This is a genomic window from Saccharomonospora sp. NPDC046836, from assembly GCF_040645195.1.
Taxonomy (GTDB): Bacteria; Actinomycetota; Actinomycetes; order Mycobacteriales; family Pseudonocardiaceae; genus Prauserella_A.
In genome coordinates this window covers 299,568-322,640 of the sequence record NZ_JBEYXW010000002.1, presented here as the reverse complement: position 1 = coordinate 322,640, position 23,073 = coordinate 299,568, and the positions used below count along the sequence as shown (strand labels likewise).

Here is a 23,073-nt window from a genome sequence, read left to right as displayed (position 1 = left end):
CGATGGGTGTGATCCGTATCGGTGCGGTGGCCGCGCATTTCGGCCGCGACCTCGACTTCGACCTCCAGCGCATTGCCACGCTCATCGAGCATGCGCGGGGCTCGGGTGTCTCGCTGCTGGTGCTGCCGGACGCCGCGCTCGGCGGTTACCTGGCGGACCTGCGGCACCCGGACCCCGAGGCGTTACCGCCCGCACTGACCGTGGACAGCCCTTACCTGAAGCAGATCTCGGTCCTCGCAGCGGAGATGGTGGTCTGCGTCGGCTTCTGTGAGTCCGCTGAGGACGGTAACCGCTACAACGCCGCCGTGTGCGTGACGGGGGACGGGGTCCTCGGCAAGCACCGCAAGGTCCACCAGCCGCCGGGCGAGGTGGCGGCTTACGCCGCGGGCGAGACGTTCACCGCGTTCGACACCCCCGCCGGGCGGATCGGCATGCTCATCGACTATGACAAGACGTTCCCCGAGTCGGCCCGCAGCCTCGCCCTCGACGGGGCGGACATCGTGGCATGCCTGTCCGCCTGGCCGACGAGCATCACCAACCGTGCGCCGCGGATGGCGCAGGACCGGCAGTCGCGGCTGTTCGACCTGTACGACCAGGCGAGGGCCGCGGAGAACCAGGTGGTGCTGGCCTCGTCGAACCAGACGGGAGCCATGGGTGGCATGCGGTTTCTCGGCCAGGCCAAGGTCGTCGGGCCTGGTGGCGACATCCTCGCGCGAACGTGGAGCAAGGCGGGTATCGCCGTCGCGGAGGTGGACGTGGCCACGGAGCTCGGCAACGCCCGGCGGGTCCTGCACCATCTCGGCGAGCGTAAACCCGCGGCCTACCGGAGCGCGGTGTGAAGATCGCGCTGCTGAGCTACTCGACCAAGCCGCGCGGGGGAGTCGTCCACACCCTCGCGCTGGCGGAGGCACTGGCCGCGACCGGCGCGGACGTCACCGTGTGGACACTCGGCCGCGGTGGCGACGGTAGCTTCTTCCGCACCGTCGATCCCCGGGTGCGACAGCGGATCCTGCCGTTTCCGGACATCGACGGTGAGGGCGTCGGGCCCCGGATCCTGCGCTCGATCGAGACCCTGCGCGCCGCGTTCGAACCGTCCGCCTACGACATCGTGCACGCCCAGGACTGCATCAGCGCCAATGCGGTCGCGCGTTGTGTCCGTACGGTGCACCACCTCGACAACTTCACCACTCCGGAGCTGGCGGCCTGCCACGAGCGCGCGATCGTCCGGCCGTTCGCGCACGTCTGTGTCTCGGCGGCGGTGGCCGAGGAACTCCGTGCGGGCTGGGGAATCCGTGCCACCGTGATCCCCAACGGCGTGGACGCACACCGGTTCGCACTGGCTGCGGCCGATACCGCCGCCGTGCGGCGCCGGCAGGCTGAACTCGGCCGCTACGTCCTCGCCGTCGGCGGTATCGAACCCCGCAAGGGCACGCTCGATCTGCTGGAGGCCTTCGCCGTTCTGCGGGAGTCCACGCCGGACGTCGGGCTGGTGATCGCCGGCGGGGAGACGCTGTTCGACTACCGCGACTACCGCAGCCGCTTCGACGCGCGCGCTGCCGAACTCGGGATCGAGCCTCGCGTGCTCGGCCCGGTGCCGCACGAGGAGCTGCCGTCGATCGTCGCAGCGGCGAGCGTGTTCGCCTTCCCCTCCACCAAGGAGGGCTTCGGCCTGGCCGCGATGGAGGCACTCGCCGCGGGGGTGCCGGTGGTCACGCGTGAGCTGCCGGTTCTGCGCGAGGTGTTCGGCGGCGCCGCGCGGTTCGCCGCCGACCCGGCAGGCTTCGCGGCGCAGCTGCGGGCCGCGCTGGACGACCCGGACTCCGTGCGGGAGCCAGGCCGTGCACTGGCGGCGGGGTATACCTGGGCGAAGGCCGCCGACGAGCACCTGGCGCTGTACCGCCGCCTACTCGGCTGACACGTGAATTCGTAGTGGCGCGGCGACGGTGTGGCAGCTACGATTTCGCTCAGTAGCGGCTGGCCGCCGGTCCCCCAGCGCGGCCCCGCTACGGAGCGCGGTCCTTTGTGGCCTGCGCCGCTCACGCCGGGCGAGGTCTGACCCCCAGGGACCTCGCCCGGTGTGAGAGTACGGTTGGTGAATTTGTCCTTTTCGGATGGTTCAGGCGATCAGGACTGGCCAGGATCGGTGCGGGTCGCGGTACCGAGAATGTGACGTGCCGACAGTGAGCGCGGATCGGGGAAGTCGAAGCTTTCGAGCTGGTCGATGGTGAAGCCGGAGCGCTCGATCATGGACGCGGTGTCCCGGCCGGCGTGACAGCCGCCGGTCAGATAGGGCCGGATGGTGGAGTCGAGGACACGTTGCAGGCGCTGCATACGTCGGGACTCGGCTTGGACGTGCTCGAGGAAGTGCAACTTTCCTCCGGGCGTGAGCACCCGGTGGATCTCGCGCAGAGCCACTGCCTGGTCGGGGACGGAGCACAGCACCAGCGAAACAACCGCACCGTGCGCCGTGCCATCGGCAAGGGGGAGACGGTCCGCGATGCCGTCGACGACGTCGACCGCGACGGGTGCCTGCTTGGCGTTGGCACTGGCGATCTGCCGTAGGTAGGGCTCGGGTTCGACGGCGACGACCCGGTCGACGGTGTCGGGGTAGTGGGCGAAGTTGAGTCCGTTACCTGCGCCCACCTCGACGACTGTTCCGCTGAGCCCGGCCAGCAGGGTCCGGCGATACTCGGCCATGCCGCTGCGTTCCATGGTCTTGCTGACCCTCGTGTAGAGGCGGGCGAAGATCGGGTGCTTGACCGGCATGTTGCTACTCTTGCATATCTTGTGGTTTACCGAAGTGGTTGGGGTGGTTGGGTTTCAGGCACGCCGTGTGAAACTGTCGCTCCTGTGGTTGAGTTTTGTCACTGTCTACTAGCGACAGTTCCCGACGGTTCGGGTATCGTGGTCACGCTCTTCTTGTAGTTGGCTACTTGGTTCGGTATGATGGTCTCGTGGGGGATTCCTTGCTAGACCAACAAATTCTGGCCCAGATTGAGGGTCTTAATCGGCTCAAGATGTGGGTTGATGCCTCGTTGCATCGGGCCGTGAACTCGCTCGATGAACATCGGGGGCATGCCCCGGATGTGGCTGCTGAGTTGGCGTTGGTGCTTTCGGTGAGTGAGCAGCACGCTCGGCGGGTCGTGGATCTGTCTACTGTCCTGGTTCGTCGGCTTCCGGAGACTTTGGCTGCTATGGAGTCCGGTGTTGTGGATTCTTATCGGGCTTCCGAAGGTTGCTGCGGCTACGGCTTGGTTGAGTGACGCGCAGGCTCGGGAAGTTGACTCGACCGTCGCCCCTCGACTGGAGGGTAAGAATCCTCATCAGGTTCGGCGGGTTGCGTCCTATTGGGCTTTGAAGGCCGATCCGGAGGGGGCTGCCCGGCGGGCGGACCACCGTCGGGCGGAGAGGTCGGTGCAGTTGTTGCCTGGTGACGATGGGATGTCCACGTTGCTCGCTGATTTGCCTGCTGAGGTTGCTTCATCCGCCTATGCGCGGATTGATCGGATGGCCCGTACCTTGCGCGGTGCCAACGAATCGCGCACGCTCGACCAACTTCGGGCCGATGTGTTCGCTGAGCTGTTGCTTGGTTCGAACACCGATGGGTCGGGGGCGAAGGCCGACGTCCACGTCTACGTCTACGTTGACCTCACGACCCTGGCTGGGTTGAACGATGATCCCGCCCAGTTGGCGGGATACGGGCCGATTCCCGCTTCGGTGGCACGAGAGATCGCCGAAGAACCCTCCTCGACCTGGCGGCGGATTGTGACCGATCCTCTCACCGGGGCGCCGATCGACGTTGGGCGACAACGGTATCGGCCGCCGGCGGTCACCGACGAGTTCGTGCGGGTATGGGATCGCAAATGCCGCTTTCCCTCGTGTCACCGGCCGCCGCATTTCGGCGACAACGACCACCACATCCCGTGGAGCGCCCAAGGGTCCACAGGACAATCGAATCTGGTCAACCTTTGTCGGCGGCATCGTGTGTCCCGAATGCGATTGAGAGGTTCTGATGTAGAAGCCAGAGTCGCTTGAGAGCAATGCTGTGCTGGAGACAGAAATTCTTCGATACCGTTCCGCACGAACCGATTTTGCGTGCAGTGGGGAAGCACACGGATCTACCGTGGGTGATGCTGTATGTGAGGCGGTGGCTCACCGCTCCTATCCAGCAGTCAGACGGGTCATTGGAAAAGCGAGATCGCGGAACACCGCAAGGGTCCGCGATATCTCCCTTGTTGTCGAACCTGTTCATGCATTATGCATTCGACGATTGGATGACGCGGATGCAACCTCTGGTCAGGTTCGAACGGTACTGTGATGATGTCATCGTACATTGCGTGAGCGAGAAACAGGCTCACTACATTAAGAGGTCTGTGGCGGAACGATTTGCGCGTTTTGGGCTGGTTCTTCATCCGGAGAGAACCAAGATCGTGCACTGTTTCCAGGACGAACGTGCGCGGCACCACCGGTATGGTGTCGAGTTCACGTTCCTGGGCTATACGTTCCCTCCTCGCTATGCACGATTACGAGATGGGCGCTGGAAAGCCGGATTCCTACCCGCGGTGAGCAAGTCCGCCAAGAAATCGATGGCGGCAGTGATCCGCGGATGGCGTCTGGGGCGCCGTACGGGCCTCAATTTCAGAGAAGTCGCCGCGATGATCAATCGCATCGTGGCGGGCTGGATCAACTACTATGGGCGCTTCTACAAATCTCTGTTGATCAGCTTTCTGGCCAGCCGGATCAACCCTCATCTAGTGAGGTGGGCCATGCGGAAATTCAAACACCTGCACCGATCGCCAGCCAAAGCCCGCAGGCAGCTCGCCCAGATTGCCAGCACCTACCCGGGCACCTTCATACACTGGCGACACGGAGCACTCCCGACAGTCTGACAACGGGAGCCGTGTGACACGAGAGCGTCACGCACGGTTCTGAGAGCGGCGGCGGGTGAAAGTCCCGCCGCCGACCCACCACCGCCTCAAGGACCGTCCCGGGTGGACCTACCGACTACACCCGGACACCGGAGTCGTCACCGTCACCACCCCCAGCGGCTACACCTACACCAGCAACCCCGAACCACCCTTGACCGGCTGAACACGGGCTGAGCAGGGGCGGAAGCCGCCACCCGGTCCCGCTTGATCTCCGTCACAGCTCTACGGTGATCAAACGTGACTGCGCAGTGAATGGGGTAATCGAGGGCTTCCTCGCGATCGGCGTCATCATCGCGGTGGGCTATGCCGCTGGGCGAGCCGGTGTCCTGGGCCCTTCTGCGACACAGGTTTTGTCGCGAACCGCCTTCTTCATCGCCAGTCCCGCCCTGCTCTTCGTGACCTTGGCGCAGGCCGACGTCGGTGCGGTGTTCTCCGAGGACCTGATCGTCACCGGGGTGACGAGCTCGCTCGCCTGCCTGCTGTACGTCCCGATCGGTTTGCTGCGGAGGCGGCCTGGGGGCGAGGTCACGATAGGCGCCATGGCGAGCGGCTACGTCAACGCGGGCAACCTCGGCCTGCCGATCGCCACATACGTGCTGGGCGACGCGGCGGAGATGGCGCCGGTACTACTGTTCCAGCTGGCGGTACTGACCCCGTTCTTCACGACTCTGCTCGACGTCCTCTCCGAACGCGCCGACGGCGGTCGTCCCTCGCTCGTCCGGACACTGACCGCGCCCGTACGTAACCCCATCGCGGTCGCCACCGCCGCCGGGCTGATCGTGTCATCGACCGGGTGGGAGCCACCGGCACCGATCATGCAGCCGATCGAGCTGCTGGCGAACGCCGCGGTGCCCGCGATGCTGCTCGCCTTCGGGATCACGTTGCACAGGGCGGCATGGCCGGGTCGGGACAAGGAAACCCTGCCCCTATTGACAACCGTGGTCGTGCTGAAGAACTTCGTACACCCGGCCCTGGCCTGGCTCGCCGGTCTCGTGCTCGGCCTCGACGGGCACTCGCTGCTCGCCGTGGTGGTCTGCGCAGCGCTGCCCACGGCACAGAACGTGTTCGGCTACGCCGTGCGCTTCGACCAGGGCGTCACGCTCGGCCGCGACGCCGCGCTGACCACGACCGTGCTGAGCATGCCCGTCATGTTCGCCGTCGTCGCACTGCTGTCCTAGTGCATTGGACACAGGTGCCGCCTGCGCGGACCCTGGTGACAGATCCGCCAGGGCCGACAGGCGAGGAGGACGAGCATGGCTACCGTCGCCGAACACCTGGTGACGACGCTGCGTGACACCGGTGTGCGACGCATCTACGGCATCGTGGGCGACAGCCTCAACCCCATCGTCGACGCGGTGCGCCGCACCGACGACATCGACTGGGTACACGTGCGGCACGAGGAGACCGCGGCCTTCGCCGCTGCCGCCGAAGCGCAGCTCACCGGACGGCTCGCGGTCTGCGCCGGCAGCTGCGGGCCCGGCAACCTGCACCTGATCAACGGGCTCTATGACGCACACCGCACCGGCGCACCCGTGCTGGCCATCGCCTCGCATATCCCGTCCACGCAGATCGGCACCGACTTCTTCCAGGAAACCCACCCCGAGCAGTTGTTCGGTGAATGCAGCCACTTCAGCGAGCTGGTGTCGCAGGCGGAACAACTGCCGAGGTTGCTGTACATCGCCATGCAGACCGCCGTCGGCGAGCGCGGCGTGTCGGTGCTGACGCTGCCCGGCGACGTCTCCGAACGCAAGGCGCCCCAGCCGCGCCCCGAGCGTGTGCGGCTGACGCTGCCCTCGCCGGTGGTGCCCACGTCCGAGACGATCGGCGAACTGGCCGCGCTGCTGGACTCCGGCGAGAAGGTGATGCTGTTCTGCGGCGCGGGCTGCGCCGGAGCGCACGACGAGGTCATGGCCCTGGCCGAGCGGCTGGCGGCGCCGGTGGGCCACTCGCTCGGCGGCAAGGAGTGGATCCAGTACGACAACCCCTACGACGTCGGCATGAGCGGGCTGCTCGGCTACGGCGCCTGCTACGACGCCATGCAGGCCGCGGACCGGATCGTGCTGCTGGGCACCGACTTCCCCTACGACAACTTCCTGCCGCAAGCGGGGACGATCCAGATCGACACCAACCTCGCCCACCTCGGCCGCCGCACACCGCTGGACCTGGGCGTGCACGGTGCGGTGCGGGAGACCATCCTGGCCGTGCTGCCGTTGCTCCAACCGCGTGACGACCGGTCCTTCCTGAACCGCACGCTGCGGGAACACGCGCGCAAGCTGGAGACGGTCGTCGAGGCCTACACCAGCAACGTCGAGCACCACACGCCGATTCACCCCGAGTACGCGGCGGACGTTCTCGACGCCGTCGCCGCCGAGGACGCCGTGTTCACCGTGGACACCGGCATGGGCAACGTGTGGGCGGCACGGTACCTCACCCCGAACGGGCGGCGGCGGGTGCTCGGTTCGTTCCGGCACGGCAGCATGGCCAACGCGCTGCCGCACGCCATCGGCGCACAGCTCGCCGAGCCCGGCCGCCAGGTGGTGTCCATCTCCGGCGACGGCGGTCTCGCGATGCTGATGGGCGATCTGCTGACGCTGGCCGCCTACGACCTGCCGGTGAAGGTCGTGGTGTTCAACAACGCCAGCCTCGGCATGGTGAAACTCGAGATGCTCGTCGACGGCCTGCCGTCCTTCGGCACCGACCACCCGCCGGTCGACTTCAGCGCGATCGCCGCGGCGTGCGGGATTCCCGCCGAGCGGGTCGAGGACCCCGACCGCGTGCGCGATGCACTCACCGAGGCCCTTCGCAGGCCGGGACCGGCGCTCGTTGATCTCGTCACCGATCCCAACGCGCTGTCGATCCCGCCGAGGATCACCGGCGAGATGGTGCGCGGCTTCGCGCTCGCCGCGAGCAGGACGGTGCTCGACGGCGGTGTCGGGAAGATGGTCGAGCTGGCCCGCAGCAACCTGCGCAACATCCCGCGCCCAGCTGGCACGGCCCGCGGTCGCACCGGGCCCGCCTGAGTCGCGCTCAGCTCACCGCCCTGGCGATCGTGATGATCTCCGGGCTGGACGGGGTGAGCGTGCTGCGGTCCCAGTCGCCGAACTGGGCCTCGACTGCGAAACCAGCTGCGGACAGCACGGACGACAGTGCCGCCGGGTCGAGAAACCGCAGGCTCGTATGGCTGACCTGTGGCCGGTTGTGCCCGGGCAACACGAAAGTCTCGGAGAACCGGACAACATCGCCACCGACCGGTTCCTCGACACGATGTTCTACCCGTAGCTGGTCGCCGGCCGCGTTGGTGACCTCGATGGCGTTTTCCGGCGTCCAGCGGCGCCATGGCCGCGCCAGTGGGTTACGGGTCTCGAAGGCGAAGCGGCCACCCCCGGTGAGTGCTTTGTGGACGGTGGTGAACGCGGCCGCGATGTCGTCGTCGGACAGGAGGACCTGGAAGGCGTGACCGGTCATGACGGCCAGGTCGAACTCGCGGTCCCAGCTCCTCGAGCCGAGATCGCCGAGGACCCATTCGATGTCCGCTCGTCGCTGTGCGTGGGCGAGCATGGCGGACGCGGGATCGAGACCACAGAGTCGTCCGCTGTGCCCGGAGTCGCGTGCTCGATGCAGCAAGCGGCCGGTGCCGCAGCCGACATCGAGGACCGCCGTCCCCGGCAGCGCGAGCCCGAGGTAGAAGTCGTCACCGGCGCCCCAGGGGTTGAGCACGTCGTACCACGCGGTGAGGGCCGGCTCGGCGAAAGCGTGATCAACCACGGACGCAGGTGGTGCCGGTCTGCTGAGTGAACCCGTCCGGGCAGGCAGGTGGCGGATCGGCCCAGATCGTGCCACCCGCGACGAGGAGCCCGCCAATGAGCAGGACACAGGGTATGCCGAAGACGAGCCACCAGCGACGCAGGCATGCGGCGTTGTTGCAGGCCGGCATCTGCTCGGCCGCGAGGGTGCTGCTGCAGGGGCACACCCATTCGCGCAGGGGCCGCCGCCGGTAGCGGTTCATGCGCACATTGTCGCCCTCAGGTCCACGACGCCGACGTGTGACCGGCACATTGTGTGGGCGATCCGGCCGCTACCCTCCCTCCATGGCGAAGTACTTCGACGTGCACCCGCGCAACCCGCAACCCCGCGCGATCGCCCAGGTCGTCGAGATCCTCCGTGCCGGCGGGCTCATCGCGTACCCGACCGATTCCTGCTTCGCCCTCGGCAGTCAGCTGGGCAACCGCGAGGGCATCGACCGCATCCGGTCGATCCGGCACCTGGATGACCGGCACCACTTCACGCTGGTCTGTCAGGACTTCGCCCAGCTCGGCCAGTTCGTGCACATCAACAACTCGGTGTTCCGTGCGATCAAGGCCGCCACCCCCGGCAGCTACACCTTCATCCTTCCCGCGACGAAGGAAGTGCCCCGCAGGTTGCTGCACCCCAAGAAGAAGACGGTGGGGGTCCGGATTCCCGACCACACCGTCGCGCAGGCGCTGCTCGCGGAGCTCAATGAGCCGCTGCTGTCCAGCACCCTGCTGCTGCCCGACGCGGAGGAGCCGCTGACCCAGGGCTGGGAGATCAAGGACCGGCTGGAACACGTGCTGGATGCGGTGATCGACTCGGGGGAGTGCGGTACCGAGCCCACGACGGTGGTGGACTTCTCCAGCGACGAAGCCGAGATCGTCCGGGTCGGCGCGGGCGACGTCGCGCGTTTCGGCTGACATCGCGCCACCTGTCGATTTCGGCGATCCTCGTGTGTCGAAACCAGGTAAGGCCGGTGTGATCGAAAGGTGGTGGCCTGATGCCCCAGTACGCGGTACTCATCTACGAACGGGTGCCTCCCGAGGAGCTGCCGGCGGAGGTGATGCGGGCCCATGAACAGTTGCCGTCCCGGATCGCCGAGCTCGGCGGCAGGGAGGTCGCCGGGATGGGGCTCGCGCCGGACAGCACGGCGACCTCGATCCGCGGCGGCGTGGTGACCGATGGTCCGTTCATCGAGACCAAGGAGGTGCTCGCCGGTGTGTTCGTCATCGAGGCGAGGGACCTCGACCACGCGCTCGCGCTGGCCAAGCTGACGCCGATCGCGGACGGCGGGGTGGAGGTCAGGCCGCTGGTGGGTTTCGAGGTCACGGAATCCGGTTGAGCTCGATCGAGCAGGCGGTCGCCGACGCGCACCGTCGCGAATGGGCCTACGTGCTCGCCGCGACGGTGCGCGTCACGCGCGATCTGGACGCCGCCGAGGAAGCCGTGCAGGACGCCTACGTCCAGGCTCTGCGGACCTGGGCGCGTGACGGCGTCCCCGCCCGGCCAGGCGCCTGGCTGACCACGGTCGCGCGGCGCGTCGCGCTCAACGCCCTGCGCCGCAGGCAGACGCTGGAGGCCAAGCTGCCGTTGTTGCTGGAGCCGGCCGCCGCCGAACCGGCCGAGGACGGCGGCATTCCCGACGACCGGCTGCGGCTCGTGTTCACCTGCTGCCACCCGGCACTGGCCGCGGAGGCGCAGGTCGCGCTGACGCTGCGCCTAGTGTGCGGTGTGCCGACGGCCGACATAGCGCGCGCCTTCCTCGTCGCCGAGCCGACGATGGCGGCCCGCATCACCCGCGCCAAGAAGAAGATCGCGACCGCGCGCATCCGCTACGCCGTTCCGGCGCCGAACGAGCTTCCTGAACGCGTCGACGCGGTGCTGACGGTGATCCATCTGCTGTACGCCACCGGCCACACCGCGGGGTCCGGTGACACGCTGCAGCGCGACGAGCTGACCGGCCGCGCCCTCGACCTCGCCCGTCTACTGCATGCACTGTTGCCCGCCGAGCGTGAGGTGGCGGGGTTGCTGGCGCTGCTGCTGGTGCACCATGCCCGCCGCGACACCCGCACCGGCACCGACGGTCGGCTGCTGCGCCTGGCAGAGCAGGATCGTTCCCGCTGGGATGGTGCGCTGATCGCCGAGTCCGACCAGCTGATCGTGGCCGCGCTGCGCGCCGGACCGCCAGGGCGGTTCACCCTGCAGGCCGCGATAGCCGCGTTGCACGCGCAGGCACCGAGCTACGCCGAGACGGACTGGCCGCAGATCCGCACCCTCTACGACGAGCTGCTGCGGATCTGGCCCTCCCCGGTCGTCGCACTCAACCGTGCGGTCGCGGTGTCCATGGTGGACGGACCACAGGCCGGGCTCGACGAGATCGACGCGCTCGAACGTGACGGCAGGCTCGCCGGTTACCGGTACCTTCCCGCGACCAAGGCGGAACTGCTGCACCGGCTCGGCCGCGACAGCGAAGCCGTGGTGGCCTATCAGGCGGCGCTGGCGCTGGCCGACAACGCCACCGAACACGAGTTCCTGACCGAACGGCTGCGCTCGGCGACGGACTCCGCACAGCCCGGTACCCGCGTACCCTGAGCCGCATGTGCCGCAACATCACCGTCCTGCGCGGTCTCGAACCCGCAGCCACGGCCGAGGAGATCGAGGCCGCTGCCCGCCAGTACGTGCGGAAGATCAGCGGTGTGCAGACGCTGTCCGATGCGACACGGGAGCCGTTCGAGGCGGCGGTCGCGGAGATCACGGAGGTCACCGCTCGGCTGCTGCAGGAGCTGCCCGCACGGCGCATGCCGCCGACCACCGTGCCGCCGCTGCGCCGCCCCGAAGTCCAGGCCCGGCTGGCCCGCCGATCCTGACCGCGGCAGGCGCCCCGTAGCATCGGCGCCCGTGCCCGACGACCAGCGCTCGCACCTGCGAGCCGATTGCTCGCAATGCTTCGGACTGTGCTGCGTCGTACCCGCGTTCTCGGCCTCGGCCGACTTCGCCATCGACAAGCCCGCCCGGCAGCCGTGCCCGAACCTGCGCACGGATTTCGGCTGTTCCATTCATGATCGGCTCCGGCCGCGCGGCTTCGCCGGTTGTGCCGTCTACGACTGCTTCGGTGCCGGACAGCACGTCTCACAGGTGACCTTCGGCGGCCGCGACTGGCGGCAGGCCCCGGACACCGCGGCACAGTTGTTCACGGTTTTTCCGATCATGCGGGAACTGCGGGAGCTGTTGTGGTACCTCGGCGAGGCGCTGACGCTGACGGCGGCGACCCCACTGCATGCCGAGCTGGCGGCTGCCCGGGAACGCACAGAGCAGCTCACGGAACTGGCGGCGGACGCCCTCGTCGAGCTGGACGTGCGCGCACACTGGCAGTCGGTGAACGCGCTGCTGGTGCGGGCGAGTGAACTCGCAAGGGCCGGGCTCGCCCGGCGTGCCACCGAGTTCCGCGGCGCCGACCTGATGGGGCGCGACCTGCGCGGCGGTGACCTGCGGGGAGCGAACCTGCGCGGGGCCTACCTCATCGGAGCCGACCTTAGGGAGGCGGATCTGCGGCTGGCCGACCTGGTCGGTGCCGACACGCGCGGCGCCGATTTGCGCGGGGCGGACCTCAGCACCAGCTTGTTCGTCGCCCAGTCCCAGCTCGACGCCGCCGCACAGGGTGACCAAGCCACGAGACTGCCGCCCGGCCTGCTGAGGCCGGCCCGCTGGCCGGGCCCCAGCGTTTGACGGGAATCGCCGTCGGCTACCCGACCGCGTGGACGGATCGAAACGGCGCTGGCCTGTGCAGCCTCTTCGACGGTTGCCGTGGGCACGGCAGGAACCAACCTACGTCGAGGCCAGTCCCGCGCTGATCGAGGCGGCGGCGGGACGTGCGCTGGCCCGCCCTTCCGGCAACTGGTTCGCCTTCGCCGCCAGCCGCGCGATCCGGCGTGAACGCCCGTACGGCACGCGGGTGGCGGGACGGGAGATCGTCGCGTGGCGCGACCGCGACAGCACGCTCGTCGCCGGTCCGGGTCAATGTCCCCACCTGGGGGCGCCGCTCGCTCACGGCAGGGTGGTCGCCGGGGAGCTGCTGTGCCGCTGGCACGGGCTCGCCGTGCCGCCCTGCGGGCGTGCCGGCTGGCAGCCGCTGCCCGCGTACGACGACGGTGTCCTGGCCTGGGTCCGGCTGGATACCGAGTGCGGCGAGCGGCCGAGCCAGGCGCCGATCCTGCCGCCCCGGCCCGGCAACGGTGAGATCGCCGCGGTCACCCGGCTGGAAGGCGTGTGCGAACCGGCCGACGTGATCGCCAACCGGCTCGATCCGTGGCACGGCGCGTGGTTCCATCCGTACTCCTTCAGCCGGTTGACAGTGCTTCGGACGCCGGTCGATGGCGACGACCGGTTCCTGGTGGACGTCACCTTCCGCGTCGCGCCACGGCTCGGCGTCGCCGTGCGCGCGGAGTTCACCTGCCCGGAACCGCGGACGGTGGTCATGCGCATCGTGTCCGGGGAAGGCGAGGGCAGCGTGGTGGAGACCCACGCCACGCCGCTGGGCACGGCCGCCGACGGGCGCCCCCGCACCGCTGTGCTGGAGGCGACGCTGGCCACCTCGGACCGGCCGGGCTTCGCCGTGGTGCGCAGGCTGGCACCGCTGGTGCGCCCCGCCATGCGCCGCGCAGCCACCCGCCTGTGGCGGGACGATCTGGCCTACGCCGAGCGGCGGTACGCGCTGCGGTCGGGCCGCGTGTGAGTCACCGGTGCCGCAGTGCACCCGCCAGCAGCCGCAGGACCGGGCTCCGGCCGCCGAGCGGCACCGTCACCACCTCGTGCCCGGCCACGCCCCAGCCGGACAGCAGCCGGTTCGCCGCGAGCCACCCCGTGGTCGCGGCGCGTTCCATGAGCGCCACCGGCAGGTCCACCCGGATGCCGTCACCGGCAAGGACCAGCCCGTCGAGCGGGGTCGCGACAGTGGGGCGCCGGAGGAAGGTGCCAGGGGCGAACAGCGGGCAGTCCGCACGCCGCTCGATCCGGTCGGCGACGATGCGCGCGGGGCGGGTCTCGGGGTACAGCGTGTGCAGCCGCACCAGCAGGTCTCGTGCGGTGTCCTCGCCGGGGCCCGTCACGGCGTAGGCATGCAGCTCGACCACCGACCCGCCCGTGCGCCGGGCCCACGCGGCCGCGTCGGTGTCGTAGCGGTCGAGCACGCTGATGTTGTCCAGCGGCGGCACACCGCTCGTCGCAAGGAACGCGGGCCGGGTTCGGCCGACCGGCCGGTCCAGCCACAGCCTGCGTACCACGAATGGTGGTGCGGTCTCCTGCGCGGCGACCCGGTCGCGCCAACCGTCGGGCAGTTGCGGCGACGCGGCGAGCAGCTCCTTGAGCCCCGGCAGATCCAGCGCGAGCACCGCACCGTCCGCCTCGATCGTGCCCCCGTCGCTGTGCACCAGGAACCCGCCGCGATCCGCCGGTGCGACGCCCTCTGCGCGGACGCCGAGATCCAGCCGGGCGCCGTGCTGCCGGAGATAGCCGGCCAGCGGGTGCCACAACCGGTGGAACGGCTCCCGCGGAACGTCGAACAGCAGGCCCTCGGCCGAGCCGAGGAAGTACAGGTGGAACATCACCGCGAGTTCGGCCGCCGACAGCTGCTCCGGCCTGGCGAAGAAACTGCGGGAGAACACCTCGAACGCCAGATGCCGTGCGGCACTGGGGAAACGGATCCGGTTCAGGAATTCCTCCGCATCGACGTCGTCCCACTCGTGGTAGGTGCCGGGGACCCGGACGTCGAGCAGGACCGCGGCCGTCCGCGGATCCAGGCGCAGGAGGTCGCGTGCCGTGAAGGTGGGGCTGCGCAGTGCGAAAGCGAGCGCGTTCCAGGGCGGAGTGCGGGGCAGCCCGTGGAAGCTGTCGCTGCGGCCGTGTGCGTCGACGAGCGGGTAGTCGGGCACGGGTGTGAACACGTCCAGTGTCGGGTCCGCGCGCCGTAACAGCGCGCGCAGGTTGTAGTACTGGCGGAAGAACGCGTGAAAGCCGCGGCTCATACCGGTGACCGAGCCGTCGGCGAGGGTGGTGGTCCAGCCACCGACGCGACCGCCGAGGTACCGCTCACGCTCGATGAGGTCGACGGTGACCCCGCGCTCCGCCAGCGCCGTGGCCGCGGTGAGCCCGGCGATACCGCCGCCCACGACGACGGCGTGCCGTTGCTGCGGGGCCGCACTGGGGGCTCCCCGGGGTGCCGGCCAGTTCGCGCGCCTGCGATCGCGGGCGGCCACCCGTCAGCCCCGCATGGCCGCGGGGTGAGCTGCCCGTGCCAGCGCGGTCCGCAGCACTGCGCGGACGGTGAGTGCCGCACGTGGGGCGTTGCCCACCGCGGCACGCCCGGTGAACACGTTGTAGTCGCGTTGCTCGATACGGTCGAGAATCCGAGCGTAGAGGGTGTACGCGGTGCCGACGCACGGTTGCGACGCGGGGGACAGCATCGCGAGCCCCGGTCTGGCGCGGCGGTACACGGCGCGGGTGCGCGCGATCTGGTCGGCGAGCGCGCGCCGCACGCGTGGATCGACGCGGCCGGTGCGCCGGCACCAGAGCAGCAGCCGCCGGTCCACGCCATACGCGGCGAGTTCGTCCGCGGGCAGGTAGAGGCGGCCGCGGTCGAGGTCCTCGCCGACGTCGCGGAGGAAGTTCGTGAGCTGGAACGCGGCGCCGAGCGCGGCGGCATGCGGAGCGGCCTCGGCGGGGTGGCACAGCGTGCCCAGCACCGGCAGCAGCTGCAGGCCGATGACCTCCGCCGAACCGTGGACGTAGCGGTCGAGCCCGGCGCGGGTGGGGTAGCCGGTGATCGTCAGGTCCATCCGCATCGACTCCAGGAACCGGTCGAACAGCGTGGGGTCGATGCGGTACCGGACCGCGGTGTCGACCACGGCCGCGAGCAGGGGATCGGTGCTGACGCCGGTGCGCAGTCCTTCGCCCAGGGCTGCGCCGAGCGCGGCCAGGCGTTCGGCGGGCCGCGCGGGGTCCGGCGTGTCGACGATGTCATCGGCGTAGCGGGCGAACCCGTACAGTGCGTGCACCGCGGGCCGCTGTGCGGGCCGGAGCAGGCGGGTGGCGAGGAAGTAGGTGCGCCCGTGCTGCGCGTGCACCGCCCGGCAGTGCGTGTATGCGGCGACCAGGTGCGGCTCGGTGACTCCCGCGGCGGCCAGCTCTCGACGGGTCATGCCGCGCTGGATACCCGCGTCGGCGTCACCGAAGCCGGGGTCCGCTCCCGTTGAGCAGCGTGTCCACGATCCTGGCGGCCAGCACGTCGGGATCGGTGCGGGCGTCCTCGCCGTGCAGGGTTTCGCCGATGAGGGCGTAGTACACGCGCCGTACCCACGCCAGGTCGGCATCCGCGTCGAGCATGCCGTCGCGCTGGGCGCGGCCGAGCAGTTCCAGGCAGCGGCGCGCGATCTCCTCCTGGGCACGAGCCGTCGGGCTGTCCGGTTCGTCCTGCTGGTTGAGGGCGAATGCCCAGTTGACCTTGACACGCAGCACGTTGGCGGTGATCTGGTGCAGCGCCACCACCGGCGGGACGGCTTCCGGGCGGCTGGCCTCGATCGCCTCGCCTAACTGGCGGACCGCGGTCTCCGCCATGGCGCCGAGCAGGGCCTGCCTGCTGGCGAAGCGCCGGTGGATCGTCGTGCGTGCGACGCCGGCGGCCTCGGCGATCTGCTCCATGGAAGCCGCCGGGTTGCCGGCGAGCACCCGCTCCGCGGCTTCGAGGATGGCGCGCACGCTCCGTTCGGCGTCGGCGCGCAGTGGTCGTGCTCGGGTGGCCATGCTCGGGAGCCACCTCCTCTTCAGGGTCGTTACCTCCAGACGATACCGCGATGCCCCGGATCGTCACCTAATTAGAGCACCTGTGTTGCTTCTCAGGAAATAACCGCTACATTGATGTTGCAGTTTTCGTTCCTGACTAAGGAGGCTTCGCATGACAGTCGAGCGCTCAGCCCGTACCGCCCTCGTGACCGGCGCGTCGTCCGGCCTCGGTGCCGAGTTCGCCGCACAGCTCGCCGCGCGCGGCGACGATCTCGTCCTGGTGGCCAGGTCCGGCGACCGGCTCGAACGCCTTGCCGCGCGGCTGCGCGCCAACCACAAGGTGCGCGTAGAGGTGATCGTCCAGGACCTCGCCGAGCAGGACGCCGCACGCCGGATCAGCACGCGGCTCACCGCGGCGGGTATCGGTGTCGACCTGCTCGTCAACAACGCCGGGTTCGGCAGTGCAGGGCACTTCGGTGAGATCGACGCCGAGTCCGAGCGCGAGCAGCTGATGGTCAACGTCGTCGCGCTCGTCGGTCTCACCCACGCACTCGTGCCGGGAATGCTCGCCAAGGGCGGCGGCGAGATCATCAACGTGGGTTCGACGGCGGGCTTCCAGCCCTCGCCGTACTTCGTGACCTACAGCTCCGGCAAGGCGTTCGTGCTGAACTTCAGCCTCGCGCTGCGCGCAGAGCTCGGCGACCGCGGGGTGCGGGTGCTGGCACTGTGCCCCGGCCCCACCGAGACGGCGTTCTTCGACCGCGTCGGCAAGGGGGCGGCGATCGGCGGCAAGACCATGGCACCCGCCGCGGTCGTGCGCGCCGCGCTGCGCGGGCTCGAGCGCAACCGTGCCTACGTCGTGCCGGGGCTGGGCAACGCGCTCAGCGCCCACCTCACGCCGCGACGCCCGCGACGGATGATCGCGGCGATGGCCAAGCGCGTCACGCGCTCGGTCGTCGCGGGAGACCCGCGGCCGAAGGCGACGCTGGCGGCGACGGACGGGTGAAGATGGGTGAATGGAAGTTGCGGCAGCCATAGCCGGGCTGGTACTCGGCGTGCTCCTGGTCACGGCGGCGGCCAAGCGGCTCAACTGGTCCGCGCCGCTGTGTCTGGTCATCGCCGGAGTCGCCGTCTCGTACCTCCCGGGCGTTCCCGAGTACGAGCTGACCCCCGAGGTCGTGCTCCTCGGGCTCCTACCGCCGTTGCTGTACGCGACCGCGATCCGCTCGTCGCTGGTCGACTTCCGCGTCAACCGCAGTCCGATCGCGTTGCTGTCCGTCGGCCTGGTCGTCTTCAGCACGCTCGGGATCGGCGTGCTCGTGTGGCTGATCGTGCCGGACGTGCCGCTCGCCGCGGCCATCGCGCTCGGTGCGGTCGTCGCGCCGCCGGATGCGGTCGCCACCACCGCGGTCGCCCGGCGGGTTGGCCTGCCCCGCAAGGTCGTGCGCCTGCTGGAGGGGGAGAGCCTGTTCAACGACGCGACCGCGTTGGTCGCATTGCGCACGGCGATTGCAGCCATCGGCGGCTCGGTCACCGTGTTGCAGGCCGGTGGCGACTTCCTGCTGGCGGTCGCAGGCGGCGTGCTGGTGGGGGCGGTGGTCGGACTCGTGGCGGGCATGATCCGGACCCGCCTCGAGGATCCGGTCGCCGACACCGCGTTCTCGTTCGTACTACCATTTCTGGCCTATCTGCCTGCCGAGCTGATCCACGGCTCCGGCGTGCTCGCGGTGGTGACCACCGGACTCATCGTGGGGTACCGCAGCCCCACCATGCTGTCCGGGCCGTCGCGGCTCGCGAGCCGGCTGAACTGGCAGACCGTCCAGTTCCTGCTCGAGAACATGGTGTTCCTGCTGATCGGCCTGCAGCTCAAGCGCATCCTCACCGAGGTGGGCCGCAGCAACCTTGCAGGCAGCACCATCGTGCTGACCTGCGTGGCGGTGCTGGCCGGGGTCATCCTGCTGCGGTTCGTGTGGATGTTCGCCATCGGCGTGCTCCGGCGGATCGCCGGCGTGCACGCCTGGCCGTGGCGCTACACGACCGTGCTGTCGTGGGCCGGAATGCGTGGCGTGGTCACACTGGCGGCGGCCTTCGCGCTGCCGACCGGCATCCCGCACCGGGCCGTTCTCGTACTGGCCGCGTTCGTCGTCGTGGCGGGTACGCTGCTGGTGCAGGGCACAACGCTGCCGGCACTCGTGCGCAGGCTGCGGCTGCCCGCACCAGACCCGGCGGAAGATGCGTTGCAGGAGGCCGCCATGCTGGACGAACTTTCCCAGGCAGCACTCGACCGGCTCGAACAAGTGCGCAAGCCCACCGATTCGGACGATGTCGTGCAACGCCTGCGCGAGCGGGTGCGCACGCGCGCGGACGCCGCGTGGGAGCAGCTCGGCCGCCAGAGCGCCGTGGCGGAGACGCCGAGCGACGCCTACCGGCGCCTGCGCCTGGAGATGCTGGACGCCGAACGCGACACATTCCTTGCCGTGCGGGCGGCACGCCGCGTAGATGACGTCGTGCTCGCCCGCGTGCTGGCGCGCCTCGACATCGAGGAGTCCATGCTCGACCGCGCCCGGGACGAGGAAGCGGCCGCCGATCGCGAGCTCCGCACACCCGCCGCGACCGCGCGTTCGTGCGAGCATCTGGCCTCCGCGCGCGGCGACGCCTCGCCCGACTCGCCGGACACCTGCCTGGACTGCATTGCCGAGGGCAGCGAATGGGTGCATCTGCGGCTGTGCCTGCTCTGCGGGCACGTCGGCTGCTGCGACTCATCACCCCGGCGGCACGCGACGCGGCACTTCCACCGGACCGGCCACCCCGTGATACGCAGCTTCGAGCCGGGTGAGACGTGGCGCTGGTGTTACGTGGACCAGCAGCTGGGTTGACCGCGTCGGCGTGCCTGCGGAATGGTGATCCGATGGGCGCTGACGAGGAGCGGGACGGGGTTGCGCTGACCAATCTCGATCAGCCGCTGTTCGCGGGGGCGGGCGCACGCAAGCGCGACCTCGTGGACTACCTGGACGCGATGTGTGAGCGGTTCGTTGCCGAGCTGCGGGACCGTCCGCTGTCGGTGGTGCGGGTGCTGCGCGGGCAGGGACCGTTCATGCAGAAGAACGTGCCCCGGTACGCGCCGTCCTGGGTGCGCACGGTCGAGCTGTGGTCGGAGTCGTCGCAGCGGCAGGTGGCCTACGCGCTGTGCAACGACCGGCGCACGCTGCTGTGGTTCGCCAATCAGCGCGCCGTCGAATACCACCCGACCCTGCACCGGGTAGGCGAGGAGGAGCACCCCACGCATCTCGTGCTGGACATCGATCCACCCGGCGACGACGGGTTCGCGGCGGCGGTGCGCGCAGCCCACCTGGTGCGCGAGACGCTCACCGGTGCCGGGCTGAGCGGCGTGGTGAAGACCAGCGGCGCCAAGGGCGTGCACGTGTTCGTTCCGGTGGTGCCGCAGGCCACGGCTGAGGAGGTGGCCGCGGCGACCCGGGCACTGGCCGCGCGGGCCGAGCGGCTCGATCCGGCACTGGTCACGACGGCGTTCCTGCGTGAGGACCGCGGCGGCAGGGTCTTCCTCGATGCGACGCGCGCCGGCGGGGCGACGGTGATCGCCGCGTACAGCCCGCGGGTGCGGCCGGGCGTTCCGGTCTCCTTCCCGGTGGCGTGGGACGACCTGGCCAGCGTCAGCCCGGACCAGTTCACCATCGACAACGTGCCGCGCCTGCTCGGCACGCGTGATCCGTGGGCGGAGTCGATGCCCGCGCCGCAGCCGCTGAGCGCCGGGCTGATCGAGGAGGGGAGGGCCATCCCCATACCCCGCGTGCAGGCCATGCACGAGGGCAAGCGGCGAGCCCGCGCCCGCCGCCAAGCCTGACCCGCACCGACCTAGTCTGCGGTGGCTCCGCAGCTGATGTTGAGCGCGGTCGCGGTCATGGAAGCGGCCAGGTCCGAGGCCGCGAACACGGCGACGTTGCCGACGTCGGCGAAACTCGCCGCCCGGCCGAGCATGGTCTTGCCGACGACCATCTGCTCGATCTCGTCATGGTGAACATAGTCCTGCGGTATCGCGTCGGTGATCCCGCCGGTGTGCAGGGTGAGCACGCGGATGCCGTGCGGGCCGAGTTCGGCCGCGAGCTGACGGCGCAGGCCGTCGACGGCTCCGAGCGCGACCTGGAAGCCGCCGATGTAGTAGTCCCGCATCGGGTCGCGGCCGCTGTCACCGCCGAAGGTGAGGATCACGCCGGAACGCTGCTTGATCATCTGGCGAGCCGCCGCGCGGGTGGTCAGGAACATCGACCGGGTCGCGATCCGGATCGGCCGGTCGAAGTCCTCCAGTGACATCTCCGCGAGCGGCGTGCCGTGCACGTCCTCGTAGCCGATGAGGTTGAACGAGACATCGATGCTGCCGGCCGTGGCTGCCACGGCATCGGCGTGCTCGTCGACCCTGGCCTCGTCGAGTGCGTCCACGACAGCCGTTTCGGCCTGGCCCCCGGCCGCACGGATCTTCTCCGCCACGGCGTTGAGCCTGCTCTTCGTCCGTCCGGCGAGATGGACGGTGGCGCCCTCCCTGGCGAAAGCGGTGGCGACGGCGGTGCCGATGGCACCGGCGGCTCCGTAGACGATGGCGTTCTTTCCAGCGAGTAACACGGTTGTGCTCCTTAACTGTGGTCAACCTCCCCGATGACTCCATCTGACCCTTGACAAATTGATTTGTCAAGGGGGCTTGACCGGCGCGATCGGGTCGTAGTTGGCTGCGCTGGATGGCTCTGCGCGGAACCGGGAGTGAGATGTCGCGAGATCACGTCGATGTGCTCATCGTGGGCGCCGGACTCTCCGGCGTCGGCGCGGCATGTCAGCTGCGGACACGCTGCCCCGGCAAGAGCGTCGCCATCCTCGAGGCACGCGGCGAGATCGGCGGCACCTGGGATCTCTTCCGCTACCCGGGCGTGCGGTCGGACTCCGACATGTTCACCCTCGGCTATTCCTTTCGGCCGTGGACCCGGGCTGATTCCATTGCCGACGGTGCATCGATCCGCGAGTACATCCGCGACACCGCGCGCGAGCACGGCATCGAGGAGCACATCCGGTTCCACCACCGGGTCGTCCGTGCGGAGTGGGACTCCGGCCGGACACAGTGGACGGTCGAGGCCGAGCGCACCGACACCGGTGAGACGGTCCTGCTGACATGTGGCTTCCTGTTCGTGTGCTCCGGCTACTACCGCTACGACGAGGGCCACACGCCGGACTTTCCCGGCGCGGACCGGTTCGCCGGCACGGTGGCGCACCCGCAGCACTGGCCCGCGGAGCTGGACTGCACCGGCAAACGCGTCGTCGTCATCGGCAGCGGAGCCACAGCGGTGACGCTGGTGCCTGCACTGGCGCGCACGGCAGGGCATGTCACGATGCTGCAGCGCTCACCGGGTTACGTGTTGTCCCTGCCGGCCCGGGATGCCCTCGCGGGCGTGCTCCGCCGCGTACTGCCCGCCAGGGCGGTCTACCCGATCGTGCGCTGGAAGAATGTCCTACTGGCTACGGCGCTGTTCCAGCTGAGCCGCAGGCGGCCCGCGCTGGTGAAGAAGCTGTTGCGCATGGGCGTGCACAACAGCCTTCCCGCCGCCTACGAGGTCGACCGCCATTTCACCCCGCGGTACCAGCCGTGGGATCAGCGGATGTGCTTCGTTCCCGACGGTGACCTGTTCCGGGCCCTGCGAGCCGACGGGGCCTCGATCGTCACCGACACGATCGAAACCTTCACGGAGACGGGAATCCGCCTCGCGTCGGGTGCGGAGCTCGACGCCGACGTGATCGTCACCGCGACCGGGCTCAACCTGCTGCCCATCGGCGGGATGACGCTGACCGTCGACGGCGAGGAGGTCGACCTCGCAGGCACCGTCGCGTACAAGGGCATGATGCTGAGCGGGGTACCGAACTTCGCGTTCACCCTCGGCTACACGAACGCCTCGTGGACGTTGAAAGCCGACCTGGTCAGCGGGTACGTCTGCCGGCTGCTCAACCACATGGACGCCCGCGGCTACCGGCAGTGCACGCCGACCCCGCCGTCAGCGGCGTTGCCGGCCGAGCCGCTGATCGACCTCACCGCGGGCTATGTCCTTCGCGGCGTGAGCGCGCTACCGAGGCAGGGGCCGGCCACGCCATGGCGGCTGCACCAGAACTACCCGCGAGATGTGCTCCTCATGCGTTACGGCCCCGTCGACGACGACATCCGCTTCGCCGGCGCACATTAGTCCGTTGTAGACAGACCGGCATGCTGTTCGAGACGGTCGATCCGCTCCAGGACGGGGCGAAGTTCCTGCCGCACCGCCGCCGCCATCCCTGCGGGGTCCACTGTGGGCTGGTTGCCGGTCTGGGCGCGGAGATGGGCGTAGCCGGTGAGTGCGGCCACGACTGCCCGGCGCGCCGAGCGCAGGTCGACACCGAGATCGCGCAGGACCTGCCCGGCCGTTCCGTCCGGTTCGCCGAGCAGGCCGAGCAGGCCGAGCAGGCCGAGCAGGCCGAGCAGGCCGAGCAACAGGTGCTCGCAGCCGACATAGTTGTAGCCGAGTGCGACGGCCTCCGTCACGGTCAGCTCGAGCGC

General features: G+C 69.5%; 26 protein-coding genes. 18 read left to right on the top strand and 8 right to left on the bottom strand.

Annotated elements, in window-relative coordinates:
• The first annotated feature begins 2 nt into the window (after window positions 1-2).
• Complete coding sequence (locus tag ABZ863_RS04610; RefSeq protein ID WP_358531049.1) at window positions 3-839, top strand: carbon-nitrogen hydrolase family protein; 837 nt, start codon at window positions 3-5, stop codon at window positions 837-839.
• Window positions 836-1,915, top strand: a complete 1,080-nt coding sequence (locus ABZ863_RS04605; protein ID WP_358531047.1) for an MSMEG_0565 family glycosyltransferase — start codon at window positions 836-838, stop codon at window positions 1,913-1,915. The genes ABZ863_RS04610 and ABZ863_RS04605 overlap by 4 nt, the downstream gene beginning before the upstream one ends.
• 209 nt (window positions 1,916-2,124) lie before the next feature.
• Here ABZ863_RS04605 and ABZ863_RS04600 read toward each other — a convergent pair whose 3' ends face one another.
• Window positions 2,125-2,766 carry a class I SAM-dependent methyltransferase gene (locus tag ABZ863_RS04600; RefSeq protein WP_358531045.1) on the bottom strand — a complete coding sequence of 214 codons (642 nt, stop codon included), beginning with the start codon at window positions 2,764-2,766 and terminating at the stop codon, window positions 2,125-2,127.
• A gap of 188 nt (window positions 2,767-2,954) precedes the next feature.
• Between ABZ863_RS04600 and ABZ863_RS04595 the strand changes: the two genes are divergently transcribed.
• From ABZ863_RS04595 to ABZ863_RS04570, 6 genes are all read left to right on the top strand, one after another.
• Window positions 2,955-3,263, top strand: coding sequence for a hypothetical protein (locus ABZ863_RS04595; RefSeq protein ID WP_358531264.1), 309 nt, complete (start codon window positions 2,955-2,957; stop codon window positions 3,261-3,263).
• Window positions 3,205-4,035 (top strand): DUF222 domain-containing protein, encoded by an 831-nt coding sequence (locus tag ABZ863_RS04590; protein WP_358531256.1) that lies wholly within the window; start codon window positions 3,205-3,207, stop codon window positions 4,033-4,035. Before ABZ863_RS04595 ends, ABZ863_RS04590 begins: the two co-directional genes overlap by 59 nt.
• 5 nt (window positions 4,036-4,040) lie before the next feature.
• A complete protein-coding gene (locus ABZ863_RS04585; protein WP_358531254.1) occupies window positions 4,041-4,889 on the top strand; it encodes a reverse transcriptase domain-containing protein in 849 nt (282 codons plus the stop codon).
• A 55-nt stretch (window positions 4,890-4,944) separates the two neighbouring features.
• The gene (locus ABZ863_RS04580) at window positions 4,945-5,091 is read left to right on the top strand and encodes a hypothetical protein (RefSeq protein WP_358531043.1); all 147 of its coding nucleotides are present in this window, start codon (window positions 4,945-4,947) and stop codon (window positions 5,089-5,091) included.
• Between the two features lie 85 nt (window positions 5,092-5,176).
• Window positions 5,177-6,106: an AEC family transporter gene (locus ABZ863_RS04575; protein WP_358531041.1), complete on the top strand. Its 930-nt coding sequence runs from the start codon at window positions 5,177-5,179 to the stop codon at window positions 6,104-6,106.
• 75 nt (window positions 6,107-6,181) lie between these two features.
• Window positions 6,182-7,948: a pyruvate dehydrogenase gene (locus ABZ863_RS04570; RefSeq protein WP_358531039.1), complete on the top strand. Its 1,767-nt coding sequence runs from the start codon at window positions 6,182-6,184 to the stop codon at window positions 7,946-7,948.
• Between the two features lie 7 nt (window positions 7,949-7,955).
• Here ABZ863_RS04570 and ABZ863_RS04565 read toward each other — a convergent pair whose 3' ends face one another.
• Together ABZ863_RS04565 and ABZ863_RS04560 are read right to left on the bottom strand one after the other, a co-directional pair.
• Window positions 7,956-8,693, bottom strand: coding sequence for a class I SAM-dependent methyltransferase (locus ABZ863_RS04565; RefSeq protein ID WP_358531038.1), 738 nt, complete (start codon window positions 8,691-8,693; stop codon window positions 7,956-7,958).
• Window positions 8,686-8,934 carry a hypothetical protein gene (locus ABZ863_RS04560; protein ID WP_358531036.1) on the bottom strand — a complete coding sequence of 83 codons (249 nt, stop codon included), beginning with the start codon at window positions 8,932-8,934 and terminating at the stop codon, window positions 8,686-8,688. Before ABZ863_RS04560 ends, ABZ863_RS04565 begins: the two co-directional genes overlap by 8 nt.
• Window positions 8,935-9,016: 82 nt before the next feature.
• On the opposite strand from ABZ863_RS04560, the gene ABZ863_RS04555 reads away from it, so the two are divergent.
• From ABZ863_RS04555 to ABZ863_RS04530, 6 genes are all read left to right on the top strand, one after another.
• The gene (locus ABZ863_RS04555; RefSeq protein ID WP_358531034.1) at window positions 9,017-9,637 is read left to right on the top strand and encodes an L-threonylcarbamoyladenylate synthase; all 621 of its coding nucleotides are present in this window, start codon (window positions 9,017-9,019) and stop codon (window positions 9,635-9,637) included.
• An 80-nt stretch (window positions 9,638-9,717) separates the two neighbouring features.
• Window positions 9,718-10,059, top strand: a complete 342-nt coding sequence (locus ABZ863_RS04550) for a YciI family protein (RefSeq protein ID WP_358531033.1) — start codon at window positions 9,718-9,720, stop codon at window positions 10,057-10,059.
• On the top strand, window positions 10,056-11,309 hold the full coding sequence (locus ABZ863_RS04545; RefSeq protein WP_358531031.1) for a DUF6596 domain-containing protein: 1,254 nt from the start codon (window positions 10,056-10,058) through the stop codon (window positions 11,307-11,309). Before ABZ863_RS04550 ends, ABZ863_RS04545 begins: the two co-directional genes overlap by 4 nt.
• A 5-nt stretch (window positions 11,310-11,314) precedes the next feature.
• Window positions 11,315-11,584 carry a DUF2277 domain-containing protein gene (locus ABZ863_RS04540; protein ID WP_358531029.1) on the top strand — a complete coding sequence of 90 codons (270 nt, stop codon included), beginning with the start codon at window positions 11,315-11,317 and terminating at the stop codon, window positions 11,582-11,584.
• 31 nt (window positions 11,585-11,615) lie between these two features.
• Entirely contained in the window at window positions 11,616-12,443 is an 828-nt protein-coding gene (locus ABZ863_RS04535) for a pentapeptide repeat-containing protein (protein ID WP_358531027.1), read from the top strand.
• 28 nt (window positions 12,444-12,471) lie between these two features.
• Window positions 12,472-13,449: a DUF5914 domain-containing protein gene (locus tag ABZ863_RS04530; protein ID WP_358531026.1), complete on the top strand. Its 978-nt coding sequence runs from the start codon at window positions 12,472-12,474 to the stop codon at window positions 13,447-13,449.
• A 1-nt stretch (window position 13,450) separates the two neighbouring features.
• On the opposite strand, the gene ABZ863_RS04525 is transcribed toward ABZ863_RS04530, so the two are convergent.
• The 3 genes from ABZ863_RS04525 to ABZ863_RS04515 are packed head-to-tail and all read right to left on the bottom strand — an operon-like array spanning window position 13,451 to window position 16,511.
• Window positions 13,451-14,968, bottom strand: a complete 1,518-nt coding sequence (locus tag ABZ863_RS04525) for an FAD-dependent oxidoreductase (protein WP_358531024.1) — start codon at window positions 14,966-14,968, stop codon at window positions 13,451-13,453.
• Between the two features lie 3 nt (window positions 14,969-14,971).
• Window positions 14,972-15,910: a phytoene/squalene synthase family protein gene (locus tag ABZ863_RS04520; RefSeq protein ID WP_358531023.1), complete on the bottom strand. Its 939-nt coding sequence runs from the start codon at window positions 15,908-15,910 to the stop codon at window positions 14,972-14,974.
• Between the two features lie 25 nt (window positions 15,911-15,935).
• On the bottom strand, window positions 15,936-16,511 hold the full coding sequence (locus ABZ863_RS04515) for a helix-turn-helix domain-containing protein (protein WP_358531022.1): 576 nt from the start codon (window positions 16,509-16,511) through the stop codon (window positions 15,936-15,938).
• 151 nt (window positions 16,512-16,662) lie between these two features.
• Here ABZ863_RS04515 and ABZ863_RS04510 point away from each other — a divergent pair, with 151 nt between their 5' ends.
• Genes ABZ863_RS04510 through ligD form a run of 3 tightly spaced genes read left to right on the top strand, consistent with a single transcriptional unit; the run spans window position 16,663 to window position 20,352 of the window.
• Window positions 16,663-17,496, top strand: a complete 834-nt coding sequence (locus ABZ863_RS04510; protein ID WP_358531020.1) for an SDR family oxidoreductase — start codon at window positions 16,663-16,665, stop codon at window positions 17,494-17,496.
• Window positions 17,497-17,506: 10 nt separating this feature from the next.
• Window positions 17,507-19,366 (top strand): Na+/H+ antiporter, encoded by a 1,860-nt coding sequence (locus ABZ863_RS04505; RefSeq protein WP_358531018.1) that lies wholly within the window; start codon window positions 17,507-17,509, stop codon window positions 19,364-19,366.
• A 32-nt stretch (window positions 19,367-19,398) separates the two neighbouring features.
• Entirely contained in the window at window positions 19,399-20,352 is a 954-nt protein-coding gene (gene ligD / locus ABZ863_RS04500) for a non-homologous end-joining DNA ligase (protein WP_358531017.1), read from the top strand.
• A gap of 11 nt (window positions 20,353-20,363) precedes the next feature.
• Here ligD and ABZ863_RS04495 read toward each other — a convergent pair whose 3' ends face one another.
• On the bottom strand, window positions 20,364-21,125 hold the full coding sequence (locus ABZ863_RS04495) for an SDR family oxidoreductase (protein ID WP_358531016.1): 762 nt from the start codon (window positions 21,123-21,125) through the stop codon (window positions 20,364-20,366).
• A gap of 140 nt (window positions 21,126-21,265) precedes the next feature.
• Here ABZ863_RS04495 and ABZ863_RS04490 point away from each other — a divergent pair, with 140 nt between their 5' ends.
• Complete coding sequence (locus ABZ863_RS04490; RefSeq protein ID WP_358531015.1) at window positions 21,266-22,723, top strand: NAD(P)/FAD-dependent oxidoreductase; 1,458 nt, start codon at window positions 21,266-21,268, stop codon at window positions 22,721-22,723.
• Here the strand turns inward: ABZ863_RS04490 and ABZ863_RS04485 are convergent.
• The gene (locus tag ABZ863_RS04485; protein ID WP_358531013.1) at window positions 22,720-23,058 is read right to left on the bottom strand and encodes a Clp protease N-terminal domain-containing protein; all 339 of its coding nucleotides are present in this window, start codon (window positions 23,056-23,058) and stop codon (window positions 22,720-22,722) included. The genes ABZ863_RS04490 and ABZ863_RS04485 overlap by 4 nt on opposite strands.
• Between the last annotated feature and the right edge of the window lie 15 nt (window positions 23,059-23,073).

What these genes read in the sequence shown, in the direction of transcription:
- ABZ863_RS04610 (WP_358531049.1), top strand. Translation starts at nt 3, where the DNA reads ATGGGTGTGATCCGTATCGGTGCGGTGGCCGCGCATTTCGGCCGCGAC.
- ABZ863_RS04600 (WP_358531045.1), bottom strand. Translation starts at nt 2,766, where the DNA reads ATGCCGGTCAAGCACCCGATCTTCGCCCGCCTCTACACGAGGGTCAGC.
- ABZ863_RS04585 (WP_358531254.1), top strand. Translation starts at nt 4,041, where the DNA reads ATGCTGTGCTGGAGACAGAAATTCTTCGATACCGTTCCGCACGAACCG.
- ABZ863_RS04570 (WP_358531039.1), top strand. Translation starts at nt 6,182, where the DNA reads ATGGCTACCGTCGCCGAACACCTGGTGACGACGCTGCGTGACACCGGT.
- ABZ863_RS04560 (WP_358531036.1), bottom strand. Translation starts at nt 8,934, where the DNA reads ATGAACCGCTACCGGCGGCGGCCCCTGCGCGAATGGGTGTGCCCCTGC.
- ABZ863_RS04555 (WP_358531034.1), top strand. Translation starts at nt 9,017, where the DNA reads ATGGCGAAGTACTTCGACGTGCACCCGCGCAACCCGCAACCCCGCGCG.
- ABZ863_RS04550 (WP_358531033.1), top strand. Translation starts at nt 9,718, where the DNA reads ATGCCCCAGTACGCGGTACTCATCTACGAACGGGTGCCTCCCGAGGAG.
- ABZ863_RS04540 (WP_358531029.1), top strand. Translation starts at nt 11,315, where the DNA reads ATGTGCCGCAACATCACCGTCCTGCGCGGTCTCGAACCCGCAGCCACG.
- ABZ863_RS04520 (WP_358531023.1), bottom strand. Translation starts at nt 15,910, where the DNA reads ATGACCCGTCGAGAGCTGGCCGCCGCGGGAGTCACCGAGCCGCACCTG.
- ABZ863_RS04515 (WP_358531022.1), bottom strand. Translation starts at nt 16,511, where the DNA reads ATGGCCACCCGAGCACGACCACTGCGCGCCGACGCCGAACGGAGCGTG.
- ABZ863_RS04510 (WP_358531020.1), top strand. Translation starts at nt 16,663, where the DNA reads ATGACAGTCGAGCGCTCAGCCCGTACCGCCCTCGTGACCGGCGCGTCG.
- ABZ863_RS04505 (WP_358531018.1), top strand. Translation starts at nt 17,507, where the DNA reads ATGGAAGTTGCGGCAGCCATAGCCGGGCTGGTACTCGGCGTGCTCCTG.
- ligD (WP_358531017.1), top strand. Translation starts at nt 19,399, where the DNA reads ATGGGCGCTGACGAGGAGCGGGACGGGGTTGCGCTGACCAATCTCGAT.
- ABZ863_RS04490 (WP_358531015.1), top strand. Translation starts at nt 21,266, where the DNA reads ATGTCGCGAGATCACGTCGATGTGCTCATCGTGGGCGCCGGACTCTCC.